The sequence below is a fragment of the Actinotignum stranguriae genome (assembly GCF_051265215.1).
Taxonomy (GTDB): Bacteria; Actinomycetota; Actinomycetes; order Actinomycetales; family Actinomycetaceae; genus Actinotignum; species Actinotignum schaalii_C.
The window spans coordinates 154,846-173,009 of sequence record NZ_JBOZCJ010000001.1; the positions used below are offsets into that span (position 1 = coordinate 154,846).

At 63.9% G+C, this 18,164-nt stretch carries 14 protein-coding genes; 5 read left to right on the plus strand and 9 right to left on the minus strand.

What is annotated here, in order from left to right; translation table 11 throughout:
• Window positions 1-76: 76 nt before the first annotated feature.
• Both ACRQEG_RS00720 and ACRQEG_RS00725 read right to left on the minus strand, forming a co-directional pair.
• Entirely contained in the window at window positions 77-2,422 is a 2,346-nt protein-coding gene (locus ACRQEG_RS00720) for an N-acetylmuramoyl-L-alanine amidase (RefSeq protein ID WP_435730791.1), read from the minus strand.
• A gap of 216 nt (window positions 2,423-2,638) precedes the next feature.
• Window positions 2,639-3,496, minus strand: a complete 858-nt coding sequence (locus ACRQEG_RS00725) for a glycosyltransferase family 2 protein (protein ID WP_284891024.1) — start codon at window positions 3,494-3,496, stop codon at window positions 2,639-2,641.
• 109 nt (window positions 3,497-3,605) lie between these two features.
• Here ACRQEG_RS00725 and ACRQEG_RS00730 point away from each other — a divergent pair, with 109 nt between their 5' ends.
• From ACRQEG_RS00730 to ACRQEG_RS00740, 3 genes are read left to right on the plus strand one after another with little or no spacing between them, the layout of a single operon-like run.
• Entirely contained in the window at window positions 3,606-4,967 is a 1,362-nt protein-coding gene (locus ACRQEG_RS00730) for an LCP family protein (protein WP_284891025.1), read from the plus strand.
• A 2-nt stretch (window positions 4,968-4,969) separates the two neighbouring features.
• A complete protein-coding gene (locus ACRQEG_RS00735; protein ID WP_284891026.1) occupies window positions 4,970-6,307 on the plus strand; it encodes an LCP family protein in 1,338 nt (445 codons plus the stop codon).
• A gap of 20 nt (window positions 6,308-6,327) precedes the next feature.
• Window positions 6,328-6,846, plus strand: a complete 519-nt coding sequence (locus ACRQEG_RS00740) for a GtrA family protein (protein WP_016443172.1) — start codon at window positions 6,328-6,330, stop codon at window positions 6,844-6,846.
• A gap of 57 nt (window positions 6,847-6,903) precedes the next feature.
• On the opposite strand, the gene ACRQEG_RS00745 is transcribed toward ACRQEG_RS00740, so the two are convergent.
• From ACRQEG_RS00745 to ACRQEG_RS00755, 3 genes are all read right to left on the minus strand, one after another.
• Complete coding sequence (locus ACRQEG_RS00745; RefSeq protein ID WP_016443173.1) at window positions 6,904-7,977, minus strand: sensor histidine kinase; 1,074 nt, start codon at window positions 7,975-7,977, stop codon at window positions 6,904-6,906.
• A gap of 9 nt (window positions 7,978-7,986) precedes the next feature.
• Window positions 7,987-8,658 (minus strand): response regulator transcription factor, encoded by a 672-nt coding sequence (locus ACRQEG_RS00750; protein ID WP_284891027.1) that lies wholly within the window; start codon window positions 8,656-8,658, stop codon window positions 7,987-7,989.
• 113 nt (window positions 8,659-8,771) lie between these two features.
• A complete protein-coding gene (locus ACRQEG_RS00755) occupies window positions 8,772-10,238 on the minus strand; it encodes an adenylate/guanylate cyclase domain-containing protein (protein WP_320757766.1) in 1,467 nt (488 codons plus the stop codon).
• A 198-nt stretch (window positions 10,239-10,436) separates the two neighbouring features.
• On the opposite strand from ACRQEG_RS00755, the gene ACRQEG_RS00760 reads away from it, so the two are divergent.
• Together ACRQEG_RS00760 and ACRQEG_RS00765 are read left to right on the plus strand one after the other, a co-directional pair.
• Window positions 10,437-12,113: a DUF885 domain-containing protein gene (locus tag ACRQEG_RS00760; RefSeq protein ID WP_320757765.1), complete on the plus strand. Its 1,677-nt coding sequence runs from the start codon at window positions 10,437-10,439 to the stop codon at window positions 12,111-12,113.
• A gap of 19 nt (window positions 12,114-12,132) precedes the next feature.
• Window positions 12,133-13,407, plus strand: a complete 1,275-nt coding sequence (locus ACRQEG_RS00765) for a Maf family nucleotide pyrophosphatase (protein ID WP_435733748.1) — start codon at window positions 12,133-12,135, stop codon at window positions 13,405-13,407.
• Here ACRQEG_RS00765 and fdxA read toward each other — a convergent pair.
• From fdxA to typA, 4 genes are read right to left on the minus strand one after another with little or no spacing between them, the layout of a single operon-like run.
• Window positions 13,404-13,733 (minus strand): ferredoxin, encoded by a 330-nt coding sequence (gene fdxA / locus ACRQEG_RS00770; RefSeq protein ID WP_026428348.1) that lies wholly within the window; start codon window positions 13,731-13,733, stop codon window positions 13,404-13,406. The genes ACRQEG_RS00765 and fdxA overlap by 4 nt on opposite strands.
• Before the next feature lie 51 nt (window positions 13,734-13,784).
• A complete protein-coding gene (locus ACRQEG_RS00775) occupies window positions 13,785-15,647 on the minus strand; it encodes a VanW family protein (RefSeq protein ID WP_284903833.1) in 1,863 nt (620 codons plus the stop codon).
• A complete protein-coding gene (locus ACRQEG_RS00780; RefSeq protein WP_284903831.1) occupies window positions 15,623-16,120 on the minus strand; it encodes a hypothetical protein in 498 nt (165 codons plus the stop codon). The genes ACRQEG_RS00775 and ACRQEG_RS00780 overlap by 25 nt, the downstream gene beginning before the upstream one ends.
• Window positions 16,121-16,143: 23 nt before the next feature.
• Window positions 16,144-18,066, minus strand: a complete 1,923-nt coding sequence (typA, locus tag ACRQEG_RS00785; protein ID WP_284903828.1) for a translational GTPase TypA — start codon at window positions 18,064-18,066, stop codon at window positions 16,144-16,146.
• Window positions 18,067-18,164: the final 98 nt, after the last annotated feature.

The following is an 18,164-nucleotide window of genomic DNA, read 5'->3' on the forward strand; positions in this document are numbered from 1 at the left end:
CGTACGGGCCGGGGATATTTGCTTCACACCGAAGCTTCCCCGGCCCGTATCTTGAATAGGGCATGACGCTCTCGCTTTAGCGCGAGCGCACCACCCCGAGCGTCTGGCCACCCTGGCCATCCCAATCACCGAAGATGACCATATCGCTGTGGCGCCCGTACGTCACATCTTCTACTACTTCCGGGCCGCTAAGCGGACCGCGCACCACGTACACATTCCCGCGGCGCACCACGAGGGTGGAACGCTGGGGTTCAATTTTCGCGGCGAGCACCTCGTCACCCGGGTTTCCATATGCCATTTCTGCGGAAACCGCGCTGGTGGCCAGGTTATCGGTGAAGATAAAGACGTTTCCACGCCGCACCGCCAGGGTATCCACGCCGTCCCCATTCCAGTCACCTACCAGCCAGGTATCCCCCGGGTTACCGAAGCAATAAACCGCATCGGCCGGACCGGACGTAAGGGAATTACGCACGAGGAGCAGGTTCCCACGCCGCACCGCGAAGGTATCCACACCGTCGCCATCCCAGTCGCCTACGAACACTTCGTCACCGGCGCGCCCGAAGCTGAAGACCCGGGTGGCAACCCCGGAGGTGAGGTTATCGCGCACGTGGAAAATATTGGAGCGGCGAATCGCTAGGGTATCCCGCCCATCGCCGTTCCAATCACCGGTGAGGATTTCATCCCCGCGCAGCCCGTAATCCATCACAATATCGGCGGTGCGCCCCCAGCCGTTAGCGAGGAAGAAACGCGGCGGGAAAGGCGCCACGGTGGAGGACGGGCGCGGATTGCTCGGCGCGGGAGCTGGCGGAGCGGGCGGGCGCGGTGCCGGTGGTTGGGTGGGGCGCGGCGCGGGTTGCGGCGTCGTACCACCACCGGAACGCAATTGCGTATAGATACGGTACGCGTTCTCGCGAATGGAGCCGATGGAATCGTAGATCGTGCCCGGGCACGAAGTATTGCCCACATCGCGATGCCCCACGATACGCGGCATCGCCTCGCCGGAACGGTAGCGCGCCGAATTATTGCGCTGCGGAATGGTCAGCGAGGTGGTGCCACGCGGATCCAGGCCCGCTAGCGCGAATTTCCAGCCGGCCACATCCGCGAGGGTGTTAAGAATGGTTTGGGAGGGGCGGTGATCCGCGGTGAAGGTGCCAAGCACGGACACGCCCATGGTGCCAGTATTGCGCCCGGCGGCATGCGCGCCGATGGCCATGGTTCCGTCCTGGGATTGCAGGGTGCCGTAGCGCCCTTCCCATTTCCCGCCGTACTTATCGACAATCACGTTGTAGCCAATATCGCCCCAATCGCGGGTGACAGCGTGGAAAGCGTAAATTCCGCGGATAACCCGCGGTACCCCGGCCTGAGTGTAATTATTCGAGCCGGCGGTGTGATGGATGACCATACCCTGGAAGGTGGCATATTCGACCGGCCATGTCATGAGGGAACGGTCCGCGCCCCAATCGGCCCGGGTATGGATCCCGCGGGTACCGATGCGGTTGGTCCAATCGCGGGCGGTGGGCAGCAGGCCGCTCGCAACCACGCTGCCCTGCTCGAGGGTGCCCCCGCCGCGCGCGGCGGAAAGTGAGGCGCCCAGGGCTGGAATTTCTTCTTCGCCCTCTTCGGGATTGACCACCGGATCGGTCTCGGTGCCGCGTTCAGGTAGAATCGGCGCGGTTTCGGCCTCCTCCACCTCCACGGTGTCACCCTCAGCGGTATAGGCAATATCGATGCGCAGGCCGGCCGGCAGCGGGCCCTCGCCCTGGGTGATACGCACCTGAATCCCGGTGGACTCCCCTGAAACGTTGTATTCCGTTCCGGGCCGTTCGCGCTCGGTTTGGGATTCCTCACCCACTTCGTACCAGTCTGACCACTGTTCTCCGTCCAGGGTGCGCATTTCGATGGAGGCACCCTCGGGGAGGCTCTCCCCGCGGTTCCAGGTCAGCCCCGCTACCGCGAAGGGTTCGTCCACCCGCACCGGGCTGGTGAAGACGGCGTAGTTATCGGCCAGTTCACCACCGGTTACGGTGTTTCCCGCCTCCGTGCCCGCCGTGGCTCCCTTTTCTGCGTCCGCGTTTTCTGCATCTCTATTTTCTGCGCGCAGCACGTTGGTGCGTACCGCATGCGATACGACGCCGCCCGCGCGCGCGGCACTCGCTTCCGGGGTAGCTTCGGCTTCCTCGGTGGGTTGCGCCGCTTCGCGCGGCTCGGCTTCCTTGCCAGAACCGAGTGCGCTCTCCACGGTTTCCTCCAGCTGCGCGGTGGCGGTAGTGGTCAAGGCTCCCGCTTCCGTGGTGAGCGGAATAACAATACTACCCTGTGCATCATCGTTCTCAGCGAAAGCGTAGCCCACAATCGGGACGGCAAGGCCCGCACTCGCGAGCGCCAGCACGGTTCCTAGAACAAGACCGCGACGTTTGGTCATTTTTCCCTCCGGTTCACGCTGTCCGCCACGATGGGGACTCATACGGGCAGCTTCCAGACTTACCTTACGGCAAAAGTCCCAACTTTCACACCCTTAACTCCGATTTACTTTAACCTCATAAAAATACATCGGTGTAATTCACTTGAGGCCACCGGGCACGGTGCGGAGCCGCCTCGCGGACACTCGTAGCTCCGGCTTGATTTTAATACGTTTTAGTTAGTGAGAGCGACGACGCGCCGCGCGCGCTGCCCGCACGTGCAGCTGCGCCCGCAGCGCGAGCCCACCCCGGATTGCCCAGCGCAGCGGCGCCTGCCAGGGGCGCGCGTAGACGCTATCAATATAGTGCGCTGCGCTGCGGTGATGTTCGCGCAGCATGGCGGCCGGCTGGTCTTTCCAGGAGGCCCCCTGGGAGTGGATAACTTCCGCTTCGGGCAGGAAAATCGATTGCCAGCTCGCCCGGGCCAGGGCCTCCCCCAGGGCCACATCCTCGAAGAACATGAAATAGGAATCATCGAAACCACCCACGGCTTCGAAGGCCTCCCGCCGCAGCAGCAGGCAGGCGCCGGAAAGCCAGTCCACCGGGTGAGCCCGGGTGACGTCCGCATTGGAGCGGTAGGAACGGGAGAAGGGATTATTCGGCCACATATTCCCGAGTAGCGCGTGCCCCACCCCGGAAACGATCCGCGGAAATTGACGGGCCGAGGGGTAAATCTCCCCTTCGGGAGTACGGATAAGCGGGCCGAGCGCGCCGGCCCGCGGGAAGCTTTCCGCCCCGCGCACCAGCGCATCGAGGGAGCCGGGGGTGAAGACCACATCGGGATTGGCCACCGCCAGCCATTCGCCGGTGAAACCCTGGGCTCCGCGGTTGGCGGCCCGCCCGTAACCGATATTTTCCCCGGTGCGCACCACCCGGGCCCCGTGGGCGCGGGCCACCCGATCCACTTCGGCGTGCTCCGAACCGTTATCCACAATGACGCATTCGTAGGCCTCATGCAGGGCCGCCGGGAGGGAGGCGAGAAAAGCTTCCAGTTCCGCCCCGGGATTGAAAGCCACGGTGATGACACGAATGCGCATGGTCCTAGCCTAGCCGAGCCACGCGCCTCCCGCCCGCGCCACCGTGCTTAACACCGCAGTGCGGCGCTTCTTCCAGCGGGCGACGCACCCGAACCCCTATGATGAGGTAGTGGCAAAAAACTCACGCGCCGCGGCGCATCTGATCGGGGGCCGCCGCACCTCTTCGTGGTGGCGGGTCGTGCTGCTTGTGCTGCTCGCGCTCCTCCTGACTTTCGGGACGGCACTGTGGTCCGCGTGGGCGCGCTACCAGGGGAATATCACCCGGGCCGATATTGATGATCTGGTTCCCTCCGCCGCCGCGGCGGAGCCGGTGGATCCTTCCGCGGGCCGCCCGCTCAATATCCTCATTCTTGGTTCGGATGTACGCAGCGGGGATTCCGATATTGATAACGCCGGAGAGTCTGGCGAAGTCGGGGGGATGCGCGCGGATACCACCATGATCATGCATATCAGCGCGGATCGCAGCCGCGTGGATATTGTGTCCGTGCCCCGCGACACCCTCGTGGATATTCCTTCCTGCACGATCCGCACTTCTTCCGGTGGTTCGGAAACGGTTACCACCCGCCCCGCTCCCGAAACCATGTTCAACTCCGCTTTCGCCATTGGCGGCCAGTACGGGGACGTGGCCAGCGCGGCGGCCTGCACCATGACCACTCTCCACAAGATGACCGGCATTACTTTCAACGGTTATATCGTGGTGGATTTTGCTTCCTTTATTTCCACCGTGGATGCCCTGGGCGGGGTTCCCATGTACTTCGCGGATGATCTGTACGACGAGCGCGCCGGCCTCGATATTACTTCCGGCTGCCGCCTCCTCAACGGCACGCAGGCCCTGGCCCTGGCTCGGGCCCGCTACAGCGTGGGAGACGGCTCGGATATTTCCCGTATCGGCCGCCAGCACGAATTGGTGAGCGCGGTGGCAGCCGAGGCCCTGCGCTCCAATCTCCTCACCGATTTCGGCCGCCTCATGCGCCTGCTCGACGCCGCGACCCAGTCCCTGCAAACCTCCCAGGAGATCGGCTCCATCAGCAATATTGTGGGCCTGGCAAATTCGCTGCGCTCCCTCGATCCGGCCAATATCCGCTTCTGGACCATGCCTTTCGCCTGGGCTGGTAACCGCGTGGTCGCCACCGATTCCGCCGATTACGTGTGGGAGGCACTACGCCGCGACGTTCCAGTACGTGCGGAGAAGAATGCCGACGGCGTTTTCGTTGGCTTGCCACCGGAAGGCAGCCCGGATGCTCTTCCCAGTACCGCCGCTAGCGGCATACCCAGCACCGGCAGTGACGCTGAGGGAGCTTCGAGCGCCGCGGAATCCACCACCACTGGTGATACCGAAGCCGCCACCTCATCCGAAAGCACACCCGCAGCACCGGAGCCGGATAGCGACACGCCGGCCTCTCAGGCTCCCACAACCGCCCGAACCGCCGAATCAGCGCCCGTATGCACCCGAGAGAATGCGATTCCCTGAGTATGAACCGTTTCCATGGGGCTACCCCACCACCGTCGTTCCCACCCAAGCGCAGGCTTCCGCGCCCCTCCTCGCAGGGCGCGCAGCCGGTGGGACGGGGCCGCGCTACGCCACCCGAAGCGCGCGAACAATTCGCTGATATTCCCGGCTCTACCCGCGCCGCCGGGGCTCCGCGCCGGCCCGCACCCGTGCAGCCCCCGAGCTTTGCTCCGCAACGCCAGGTGGCATCCGCTCCTCCGGCAAAATCCTTCGAGCAGGCACCTTCCTACCCGCCCGCAGCGTCCTACCCGGCCGTCCGCCCCGCCGCGCAGGCCGCGCCGGCTGCCCCCTACCCGCATAGCGGGGCTGATCGTCATCCGGTACCGGATATGCCCGGGATGGGTGCACCTGCCGGGCGCACCCGGCGCCGCCATCCGTGGCGCTGGGTTGCTGGCGTCGTCGTTCTTCTTCTTATTCTTGCGGTGGCCTGGCCCACCTATCTGTTCTTTTACGGCAATTCCAAGCTGACCCGAATGGATGCGCTGAGCGGGGCCGCGGCAACAAGCGGCACCACGTACCTGATTGTGGGTTCGGATGTGCGCGAAGCGGACGGGATTGATGACCCGACCGAGGGTGAGCGCGCGGATACCATTATGTTGCTCCACGTTCCCGAATCCGGGGCACCCGCGCTGGTCTCCCTCCCGCGTGATTCCTACGTGAATGTTCCAGGGGAGGGCGAACAGAAGCTCAATTCTTCCTTCGCTTTGGGCGGGCCGCGGCTCCTGGTAGAAACGGTGGAGGAACTTTCCGGGATGACCGTGGATCACTATATCCAGATTTCCATGGCCGGGGTGCAGCAGATTGTGGACGCGGCCGGCGGGGTGCGCCTGTGTTACGACGACGACGTAGACGACGCGGACTCGGGCATGGTCTGGGAAGCTGGCTGCCACGAAACGAATGGCGCTCAGGCCCTCGCTTTCGCGCGAATGCGCAAATCTGATCCGCTGGGTGATCTCGGGCGTACCAACCGGCAGCGCCAGGTGGTGTCGTCCCTGATCGGCAAGCTCAAGACCCCGGCAACGCTGGTGGATTTCCCGCTGCAGCGGCGCATGGTCGGCACCGCCGGCTCCATCCTCACGGTAGATCGCGATACGTCGCTGTACAACGTGGGACGGGCCGGGCTGGCGCTCGGGAGCGTGCTGGGCGAAGGAGGTCTGGCCGGAGTTCCCCCCATCGCCGATCTTGATTACCGTGCCAATGGGCAGTCTAATGTGCTCCTCGATCCGCAGCGTACCCCGGAATTCTTCCGGAAAATGCGCGAGGGGAACCTGACTCCGGCTGATATGCTTCCCAGTTTCTAAAGCGTGATAGTCTCAGCGCGATGACTGCCCCAGTACCAGAACCAACACCAGAACCTCGTTCCTCCAGCCGCGCCCGGGTGGAGAAATTGCTGCGCCGTTTACTCAAAGGGCAGAGCTTCCGGCAGTGGCTCGTGGAATTCCTGCAGTTCTGCACGGTGGGGCTGGGTGCCTATATCGTCAATGTGGGTATTTTTAATCTGCTGGCTCACACCGGACTGGTGCGGCTGCCGGGGGACCAATCCATGACGGCGAAAGTCATATCCGTCACGCTGTCCGTGATTTTCTCCTGGGTGGCTAACCGCTTGTGGACGTTCCGCAGCCAACGCTCCGCGGAGAAAATGCGAGAGTTTCTGCAATTCGTGGCGGTGAATCTGTGTGGCATGGCGATTGAGCTGGGCTGCTTGTGGTTCTCCCGCTACGTGCTGGATATGCGTTCCCAGCTGGCCGATAATATTTCTTCCAATGTGGTGGGGTTGATTTTGGGCACCGCCTGCCGCTACGTGCTCTACCGCTACGTGGTGTTCCGGGTGCGCGAATAGCGCCGTTATCCGGCGGCCGAGGAGCCCGGTGGCGTTTTCCTCCGCAGCACGCCTTTGTTAGAAGCGCCGTCTGCGGGCACCCACCGAAATTTCGCCACCCGCGGGGAAAACCTTCGCCGGGTCAAGAGCAGCCGGGAGCGCGGCAAGGACCACCGAAAAAACAGGAGGCCGCGCCTGGGATAATTCCAGCCGCCCGCCATTGCGTTCGGCTAGTTGGCGGGCGAGCGGCAGGCCGAATCCGGTGGACCCGCCCAGGGAAAATCCCTGGGTGAAAATAGCTTCCACGAATTCGGGAGCGACTCCCTCTCCCTCGTCACTAATATCGATAATGACGCCCCGGCCGGCTGGGCGCGAGGTAACCGCCGTCGTCCCTGCCCCGTATTTCAGCGAGTTTTCCACGCACGTGGCAATGATTTGGGAGAGCGCCCCGGGATCAGAGAGCACCGGGCCGTGCTCGCCCACCGTGAAGACCACTTTCCGGCCTGCCGCCGCGAAAGCCCGCTCCCACTCCACACCCTGCTGGGCAAAAATGGGTTGCAACGCCACCGCCTCCGTGGCACTTTCCTGAGCACGCGAGGCGTGAAGCAGATCGGTCACCACCCCGGTCAGGCGTTCCACCTGTTCCAGGCAACGCGTAGCTTCTTCTTTAACGTCCGGATCCTTGCTGAGGTACTGGATTTCCTCCAGACGCATGGATAGCGAGGTGAGCGGAGTGCGTAGCTGGTGGGAGGCATCGGCCGCGAATTGTCGTTCAGCGGAAAGCCTGCCGGCCATACGATCCGCGGCGCGCGCGATCTCCTCAAAAACCAGGTCAATTTCTTCAATTCCCGAGGGCGCCATTTGCGGGCGGGTGGTTCCCGCTCCCAGCTGTTCGGCAGCGGCAGCCAGGTAGATAAGCGGCGCGGAAATGCGGCGCGAGACCCGCATGGCGATCCCCACCGCCACCAAAATAGCTACGATAATCGCCAGGATTTCCGCCCCTAAGAAGAGCACCATATCCCGCCGGGCCCGCCCCTCATCAAGGGCATTGCGCGGGATCGTCACCCCGCCCATCACCAGCGCGGGAATCCCGACCAGTAAAATAGCCGCCAGCGCGGTGCGGATCGTCATCCGCAAAGAACGTGCGCGCATCGGTTCTTCTTAGTGAGTCTCGAAACGGAAGCCCAGTCCCCGCACCGTGGAGATATAGCGAGGACTGTCAACGTCGTCGCCCAATTTACGGCGCAACCACGAAATATGCATATCAAGTTTCTTCGAGGAGGAACCGTTTTCATCCCCCCACACTTCACTGAGCAGCAGCTCACGTGACACGGCATCCCCCGCCCTGCGAATCAGCGCGGTAAGCAAATCAAATTCTTTAGCGGTGAGTGGCAGCTCCACTCCCTCGCGTAGCGCCCGGCGCGCCCCGGTATCCACCGAAATATCTTGGGCATTGAGATGGTCATTGCCCTGCTCGGTACGCCGCAGCAACGCCCGCACCCGAGCCAGCAGCTCCGCGAGCCGGAAAGGCTTCGTGACGTAATCATCCGCCCCGCTATCCAAGCCCACCACCATATCCACTTCTTCGGTGCGTGCGGTAAGAATGAGAATGGGGAAAGTATAGCCCTCCCCGCGAGCCTGCCGCGCTACCTCGAGGCCATCCATATCCGGCAGACCGAGGTCCAGGACCATAATATCGACCCCGTTGGTGAGCTGGTCCAGCGCATCCCGCCCGGTAGCAACCAGGTTCACGGTGTACCCTTCCCGCCCGAGCGCGCGGGCCAGCGGTCCGGAAATAGCGGCATCATCCTCAACAAGAAGCAAAGTAGTCACACTGAAAGTCTAAGCTATTTTCTTTTTTCACTCAGGGCCTGTGCCCCGGGGCGTGAAACGGGCGTAAGCCAGCCTGGGAGCGGCTTTCTCGATACACGCGAAAGCACCCGTTCTTAATGCGCACGGAGGCGGCGCAGCTCCAGCACCTCGGTGGCACCTAGTCCCTGGAGGGTAGGGGTTCCCACTGAGATCGTGGTGAAGCGATTCTCCCCTACCGCTTTGAGCGCGGTCGCCACCGGACGCGAGGTAAGAACCGTACCCGGGGAGGCCACATCTGCCAGCCGGGAGGCCATATTCACCGACGGCCCGAAAACATCACCGAAACGCCCCAGTACCGGCCCCCAGGTGAGGGAGGCCCGCACCGCCGGAATCTCCGGGGTATCGCGCAGGGCTTGGGTCACATCGCACACAATATCCGCACCCGTAACGATATCGTCCGCAATAAAGAGGAAAGCATCGCCCATGGATTTAACCACGCGCCCACCCCCACCGGTAATGACGGCCCGGCAGGTGTAATCAAAACGCTCAATAAATTCCATGAACTGACGCGAGGTCATCCGCTCGGTCCGGTTCGTGAAGGACACAATATCGATAAAACCCACCGCGCGCGGAATCTGCGGGATGGCGTCATCCTCATTAATATGGGCGATTTCCGCCTCGGTATGGCGCAGCAGCGCGGCGGCCTGCCGCGACCAGGTATACGCTGCGGTACGCCGCAAGAATTCTTCAATATCCGCGAAATGATCAAGCACCCAGCGCCGCGCATCCACCGGCCCGAGCCCACCCGTAGTTTCGGCCAGTTCAAGCAAGGTTTCCACATGCCATTGCAGCATGCGATCCACATTGTGGGCACTGGCGCGCAGCAGCGATGTAAGGGCCGATTCCGTCAGCGGGGATTCCCCGAGCGATTCCGCCATCGCCCGCATCGCGGTAATATCCCCGTCCGTAAAAACGCGTTCATTATCTTCATCCACGATGGTGGGGAAACCGAGCGCCAGCCAAAAACGCCGCACGCCTTCCGTGTCCATATTGGTAAGCTCCGCGGCCTGGCGCAAGGTATAGCGCGGTAGCCCGCCCTCGAGGTGTTCCATATAGGCGGAGAACGTGGTGGCTTCCGTATCCGCCGTGGCCTGCGGCTGACGCGGGGGTGCGTAGTGGTACGACGCCGGTACCGCTGGCGCGGCAGATTCTGGCGCCTGAGCGCTGCCCGGCCGCGGGCCATCAGGCGCGGGGCTGCAGGCCCGCGAGCGCTGCGAGGTGCGGGCCGCTGTTTCCCGGCTAGGCACGAAATTACGATCTACCGGGGCTTCCATACGTGCGGCATGCCCGGGGCGGGGCACTCCGGATTCCGGGCCAAGAGGCAAATCCGCAGCGGTGTTACGCCGCAACTGGGCCATATCATCCGCGCTGAGCTCCGCGCTTTCAGCGGGCTGGACGCCACCCCCGAGGAGGTAAGCGATGAGGTCCGGGCTCATGGCCGGGCCGATACCGGAATGTTTGCGCGCACCACCATCGCCTACTCCGCGCAATTTTTCGGGATAGGGTGAGGGGCGCGGCGCGCTAGCGAATTGCTCAGCCACACTAGCCCCTTCCCTTAGCTGTTCACCACCGGCGCGGCGCCGCCTCAGGTGAGGAGAACAGGGAGCGCCAACCGCCGGCCATAAATAAAGTGCCTTCCATCACAGTATACTAGTCATCCTTGACACTCACGTCCATGTTTTCATCCAGGGATTTTGCTGGGAGTGGAGTGCGCGGTAGCCGCGGGCTATTCTGGAGCAGTGGAGAATAAACGAGAACACACAGATATTGATGCCCTCGCGGACCGCTATTTCCAGCGCGTCCTGGATAGCTCACCCGAAACGGTGACGTTCACCGGCCTGCCCGGTGCCCCAGAAACCAAGCTTGATGATTACTCCCCCGCCGGGATTGCCGCGCATATGGATAACGTGCGGGAAACCTTGGCCGCCCTGGATCACCTTGAAGAGCAGGACGTCACGGATCGGGTGACCGCCGCAGGCCTGCGCGATCGCCTCGGCCTGGAAATTGAGCTGTATGAGGCGGGTGAAGAAGTCGGCAAGCTCAATGTTATTGAATCCCCGCTCCAGGGGATTCGCGATGTTTTTGACGTGATGCCCCAGGACAGTACTTCCGATTGGGAAACCATCGCGGCGCGCCTGAACGATGTGCCGCGGGCCCTGGCCGGCTATCGGGAATCCCTGGCGCAGCGGGCCGCGTCCGGCCCTGTTTTCGCGGCCCGGCAGGTGGAGCGCTGCCTGGAGCAGGCCCTCGGTGCCGCCTCCGATTCGGGGAGCTTCGCGGGGCTAGCCCAGCGCGGGGCGGCCACAGCCCCGGGACTTGCCGACGCTTTGGAGAAAGGTGCTGCCCGGGCCCGCGCGGCCTACGGAGAACTGGCCGAAACCCTGCGGGGTCTCCTCCCGGGGGCTACCGAAAATGATGCGGTGGGCCGGGATCGTTACGCGCTGCATTCGCGCGAATTCCTGGGCGCCGTCGTCGATCTGGATGAAACATACGAGTGGGGTATCCACGAACTGGAGCGAATCGACGCGGAACAGCAAGCCATTGCGCGCGAGCTGTACGGGGAGGGCGTGAGCGTCAACGAGGCCCTCACCCGCCTCGATCAGGAAGAACGCTACACCCTGCACGGCGTGGAGGAATTGCGCTCCTGGATGCAGCACACCGCCGATGATGCCATGGCCGCTGCCACGCACTACTTCGATATTCCCGAGGCGATGCGCACCATCGAATGCATGATCGCGCCCTCGAATTCGGGCGGTATCTACTACACCGGCCCGTCCGATGATTTTTCCCGGCCGGGCCGCATGTGGTGGTCCGTGCCGGAAGGCGTCACGGAATTCCACACCTGGCAGGAAAAGACCACGGTCTACCACGAAGGCGTACCGGGTCACCACCTCCAGCTGGGCTTGGCCGTCTACCTCAAGGATCAGCTCAATGCGTGGCGCCGTCAGGCCTATTGGGTCTCCGGGCACGGGGAAGGCTGGGCGCTCTACGCCGAAGCCCTCATGGCCGAGCTCGGTTTCCACGAGGATCCGGGTGACCGCATGGGCGTGCTTGATTCCGAGCGGCTGCGCGCGGCCCGCATCGTGGTGGATATGGGCGTGCATCTGGGTAAGGATGCCGGGAAGGTGGCCGGCGGGCAGTTCGGCACCGGCGTCTGGGATCACGACGCCGCCTGGCGTTTCCTGCGCGCGAATGTGGCTATGGAACAGTCCTTCCTTTCCTACGAGCTGGACCGCTACCTCGGCTGGCCCGGGCAGGCCAGCGCCTACAAGGTGGGGGCGCGGATCTGGAAGGAGCTGCGTGAAGAAGCCCGGTCCCGCGCGGGTGCCGGCTTTGACCTCAAAGCGTGGCATATGAAGGCTCTGCGCCTGGGCGGGGTGGGCCTGGACGTGCTGCGCAGCGAGCTTTCGCGCTAGGCCGGTCCTTCCTATGCCGATGACTCATAACGGGGGCGGCGCGGCGCACACGCCCGCGGCTGGGCGCACGCCCGCGGGGCACACCTCCGCCGGGCACACACCTGCAACGCATATGCCCGCGCTGCCCTCCCTGACCCTGGCTCTTGCCAGCCAGTCTCCGGCCCGCCTGGCCACCTTGCGGGCCGCGGGCGTGGAGCCGCTGGTGCAGGTATCGCACGTGGATGAAGATGCGCTGCTCGCGCGAGTGCACGGGGGTCCTTCCCAGGGGGTGCTCGCGTTGGCCGCGGCCAAAGCCCGCGATGTGGCCGCTACCCCCGGACCGGCTCAGGGCGCCGATTTTGTGGTGGGCTGCGATTCCATGTTCGAATTCGAGGGTGAGGTCTACGGGAAACCGCATTCCCCGGAGGTCGCCCGCGAACGCCTGGCCCGCATGTCCGGGCATTCCGGAATTCTCCACACCGGGCACTGCCTGGTCCATGTTCCTTCCGGGCGTTCCCTGGCCGGGATTTCCCGCGCGAAGGTGACTTTCGCGCACCTGAGCGCGGCGGAGATCGAGGCGTATATCGCCACCGGGGAGCCCCTGGAAGTGGCCGGTTCTTTTACCGCGGACGGCCTGGGTGGCCCCTTTATTGACCGCCTCGAGGGTGATTACCACGGGGTGGTGGGGATTTCCCTACCGCTGCTGCGCTCCCTGGTGGAGCACCTGGGCCTGTCCTTCACCCAATTCTGGGCGAAGCCGGCCCGCCCGGCCCTCGGGGTGCTCCCGGAGGCCGCGCAGCGTTTCTTAGCCGATAGCCACCACGGCACGGTTCATCACGGCGCGGACGGTTTCCTGCTGTGCGGTTGCGGCAAACGCCATTGGGGTATGAACGGGGCAGCCGGGATCGCGGCTTTCCGGCGCCACGCCGGGCATATCCAGATCCTGCTTCAACACCGCTCCCCCTGGAGCCACGGCGGTGCCACCTGGGCTTTCCCGGGTGGAGCACGTGAATGGGACGAGGAACCCTGGGAGGGTGCACTGCGCGAATTCACCGAGGAAACCGCCCTGGCCCCCACGGATCTACGCCGCGGCGGGGAGCTCACCACCGCGCACGTGGATTGGTCCTATACCAGCTTCGTGGCACGCTGCCGCGATGGGCTCGAAGCGGTGGCCGACGGAGAGTCCATGGAGTTGCGCTGGGTGAACGTGGAGGATGTTACCTCCTACCCGCTGCTTCCTTCCTTCGCGACCACCTGGCCGCAGGTGCGCGAGTTGGCCCGCACCACCCTCGATTGGAGCGACGGCGCGCGCTAGGAATCCTCATTAACGTTCGCCGGCAGGCCGGCCACATAGGGGTGGTCGGTGCCGGTGGGCCCCAAGCTTTGTGCCCCGCCCGGGGAGCCCAATTCGGAGAAGAATTCCGCATTGACGGCGGTAAACACTGACCATTCTTCGGGAACATCATCTTCGTAATAGATAGCTTCCACCGGGCAGGCCGGTTCGCAAGCCCCGCAATCCACACATTCGTCCGGATTAATGTAGAGGGTACGGTCCCCTTCGTAAATGCAATCCACCGGGCATTCGTCCACGCACGCCCGATCTTTGGTATCGACGCACGGCAAGGTAATGACATAAGCCAACGGTGTCACCTCCTCCTCTACCGTAATCCGAGCTCACGCCCAGCACCAAATCTAGTGACCGGGCGCGGGGGCTGGAGCTGGTGCGGGAGCACCTTCGGGTTGCGGCGCGGGTGCGGGCGGAGTGGCCGGCTCCGGCTTCGGGCAGGTGCGGCCGTGATCGGGCTGGTAGGTCCAGTCATAGGACGAATCCTCAACGACCTTATCCCCCAATTTCACGGTTCGGGATACCGTCACGGTAAATCCGGGATCACCCAAGCCCTGGGGTTCACAATCCGGGCCCTTACCTTCCGTCATAACCGGCTGGCGGTAATTGCGCGGTTCCGAGGTCCAGGTTTCGACGTCGTAATACTTCGTCGACCACAGCTTCGTGACCACGTAGCCGCCCTCCAGGTAGGTGTCGATCACCGCGCCGTAGGGGGTGGTATTCTTCCATTTCACGTCAATGGAACCGGACCACAGCGTCGATTCGCGGCCCATGGGGTAGCGGGAAAAATGCTTGGTGTGGGGGCGGTGCTCCACATCCTCGTAACCGGCCAGGTAGCCAATATTGAACACATTTGTGGCCAGCTGGGAAAGCCCGCCACCCAGGGCCTCGTTATTAAATCCGTTCATGACCACCCCGGAGGACACGAAGCCTTCCGAATATTCGATGGGGCCCAGCGCTGCTTCCAGGGAGAACGTCTCATCGGGTTTGACCAGGGTATCGGTAATCTTCTGGGTTCCCACCCGCAGGTTGGTGGTGCGCACCGAGTCACTGGTGAGCGGGGTCGAAATCTCAGAAACCACTTCCTTCACCCCGAGCTTTTCCGCATCCGCAGTGCTGAAGGCCGCCGGAATCGGGGCGGGGCTCAGTTCCACGAGGCGCTCGGCGGCAGCGGTGCGCAGCGCGGCCACCTGCGCGCCGGAGGCGAGGGCGGCGTCGTCAATACCCACGCCATCCTGGGAGGGAATAATCGTGGGCGTGGTGTGGTCCACGATCTCAATGCGAGCATCCACACCCGGTTTGAGCAGGTCCGGGGCGGCGGCCCGCACCGCATCGCCCAGCACTTTACCGTCCAGCTTGAGCTGGAGCGCCGCGCCTTCCGGCACGAAAGACGCCGCCTGCGCCAGAGTTGCCGGGCTGAGGTTCACGGCCCGATCCCCCACCTTCGCGGTGAGATCACCGGAGACCAGCGGCCCGGCCAGCTCCGCGCGCGCCTTTTCGGCAGCTTCGGTACTAATAGCCGGTTCTGCTGGCACCGCTTCCAGTTCGATGCGTTCTTGGCCGCGCAATGGTTGCTCAATCAGAGCGGCGCGGGTGGCCTCCGGGTCGACGGCGCGCCCGGCTTGCGCCGGGCTGAGCTGCGCCGTAGTACCTTCCATCACGAGGGTAGCATTACGCGCCTCCACCCCGGTGCTGTTACGAATGGTATCCACCTGGGCGGATAATGCGGCGTCGTCCACGGTGACCTTCGGGGCCACCTCACCCTTGCCCGTGAGTTGGTGGAAAATCTCCACGGGGTTGAGGGTGAAACCGGTCAGGCTCTCCACCGTGGCCGCCGCGTCCACGCCCAGGGAGTAATCGCCCGGGTTCACGCTCACGCTGGTGCCCTCCACAACCACCTCGACCGGGCGAGCCACCCGCGCGGCAACCTCACCACCGAGGTGTTCGGTGGCGGTGGCGGTATTCATCCCGCCGATCTCAATGCCGGCCACCGTGGTACCCCGCGCCACGCGGTCGGCGCTGTACCAGGCATAACCCACGTAGGCGAGCAGCAAAATCGCAATAACCGCGGAAACAATCCAGGGCCAGCGCAGCTTACGGGTAGCTTCCACCTGCCGGAATTCCCCGGTGTCGAAAGGCGTGTCAGAACCCGCGGGGCGCACCGCGGTATCTTCGAGACCTACACTCAGCGGCGTGTGCTCAGGTCGCATGCGTCCTCCTGTGGTTGATCCTGGTTGGCCAGCGGGTGTGGGCCCGGAGGCGTGGAATGCCGGCGGCGCACCAGAGCGCCGATCAGCGGGAATGCCCCGGCGAGCGGAGCCAGAACAAGCCAGAGATTCGCGGCCACCCCGTGGAAGGCCACGATGTCACCGTAGCCGGGTGCGGCAAAAGCCCAGAAGGTGAGGGCCACTTCACCCAGCCAGAATCCAGCCCAGCACCACGATCCTAGCCAATCGCGGGCGAAAGATGCGCCACTGGCAATGAGTAGCGTGGCGAGGAGCGGACCGATCCACACAATATCGGTGGCCAGGCCGGGAATTCCCGCGAGCCCCGCGTGAGTGACCGCGGCCAGCGCCCCGGCGAAGGCCCCGAGCAGCAGGCCGGTGGCGAGCTTCGCGCACGTCCGCAGCGCGGTTCCAAACGCGGCCGAAGGCGCGCCTGAGCGCGGGGTGCGGTTCCTCATCTCACTCCTTGTCTGGGCGGGCGCTACTTCTTCGCGCGCTTCTTCCGCCCGGCGATCTTGCCCCGTTCCACCGCGCTGAGCACGACTTTGCGCACCCGCACGGATTCCGGGGTTACTTCCAGGCATTCGTCATCAGCAGCGAATTCCATAGCTTCTTCTAGGGTAAGCCGTCGGGGCGCTTGCAGGGTCTCAAACACGTCGGCGGTGGCCGAGCGCATATTTGTCATTTCCTTGGCGCGCACCACATTGACGTCCATATCCTCGTCGCGCGGGTTTTCGCCCACCACTTGGCCCTCGTACACTTCCTGGCCCGGGGTCACGAAGAACGTGCCGCGGTCTTCCAGGCGCTGGAGGGCGTAGGCGGTGACCTGCCCGGCCCGATCAGAGACCAGGGAGCCGGTGGCCCGCGAGGAAATCTCACCCATCCAGGGCGCGTAGCCTTCCGAGATGGAGGCGGCGATGCCGGTGCCGCGGGTCTGGGTGAGGAACGCGGAGCGGAAACCAATCATGCCGCGGGCCGGCACCACAAATTCCATGCGCACCCAGCCGGTGCCGTGATTCGCCATCGTTTCCATGAGTCCCTTGCGGGCCGCCATGAGCTGGGTAACCGCGCCGAGGTATTCTTCGGGCACGTCAATGGTGGTGCGCTGCATCGGCTCGCATACAGTCCCGTCAATGGTGCGGGTGACGACCTGGGGCTTGCCCACCGTCAGCTCGAAACCTTCGCGGCGCATCTGCTCCACCAGAATCGCCAGAGCCAATTCTCCGCGATCCTGCACTTCCCAGGCATCAGGGCGGCCGGTGGGGAGCACCCGGATGGACACATTACCCACGAGTTCCTGATCGAGGCGGTCCTTGACCTGCCGCGCGGTGAGCTTATGGCCCTTGCCTTCGGTCCCGGCCAACGGCGAAGTATTAATCCCGATGGTCATAGAAATAGCCGGGTCATCCACGTGGATGGGCGGCAGCGGGCGCGGATCGTCCGGATCCACCAGGGAATCACCAATCGTAATATCCGGAATACCCGCGATCGCCACAATATCGCCGGCCCGGGCAGAGGTGGCCGGCTTACGTTCCAGACCTTCGGTGAGAAGCAGTTCCGAGATATGGGCCGACGACGTCGTACCATCAGCGCGTACCCACGCAACCGTCGCGCCCTTCTTAATGGTGCCCGAATAAATCCGCAGCAGGGCGATACGGCCAAGGAAAGGCGAAGCATCCAGATTGGTGACCTGGGCGGCCAGCGGGGCGTCCGCCTCGAAATGCGGGGCGGGAATATAGTTCACAATCGCCTCAAACAGCGGCTCCAGATCGGCGCTTTCGGGCAGCTGGCCGTCCGCCGGGCGGGTCAGGCTCGCGCGCCCGGCCTTCGCGGAAGCGTAAATCACCGGGGTTTCCAGGAGGGAATCGAGCATATCCGGATCGGGATGATCCAGGTCGGAGGCGAGGGAAAGGAGGAGATCCTGGGTTTCGGATTCCACCTCGGCGATGCGCGCGTCCGGGCGATCCACCTTATTAATAACAATAATGACGGGCAACGAGGCTTCCAGGGCCTTGCGCAGCACGAAACGAGTTTGCGGAAGCGGGCCCTCGGAGGCGTCCACGAGCAAAATAACGCCGTCCACCATGGACAGCCCGCGTTCGACTTCCCCGCCGAAATCGGCGTGGCCGGGGGTATCGATCACGTTAATGGTGATGCCCTCAGGTGCGCCGGCTGCGGCCGCGGCCGGCCCGCGGTAATGGATCGCGGTGTTCTTCGCGAGGATGGTGATGCCTTTTTCGCGTTCCAGTTCTCCCGAATCCATGACGCGCTCCCCGGTTTTCTCCACGGTGGCGCGCTCTCCGAAAGCCCCGGCCTGCCACATGAGCGCGTCCACGAGAGTGGTTTTCCCGTGATCAACGTGCGCCACAATGGCAACGTTGCGAAGATCGTTGCGACTATCCATAACCTACTTCCCTGCCGACCCGCGCCGGCGTTGTGACATACGGGCTGCGCGAGCGCAAACCCCTGGCAATGTTACTCGCCTGGCCGCCGCCGTATACG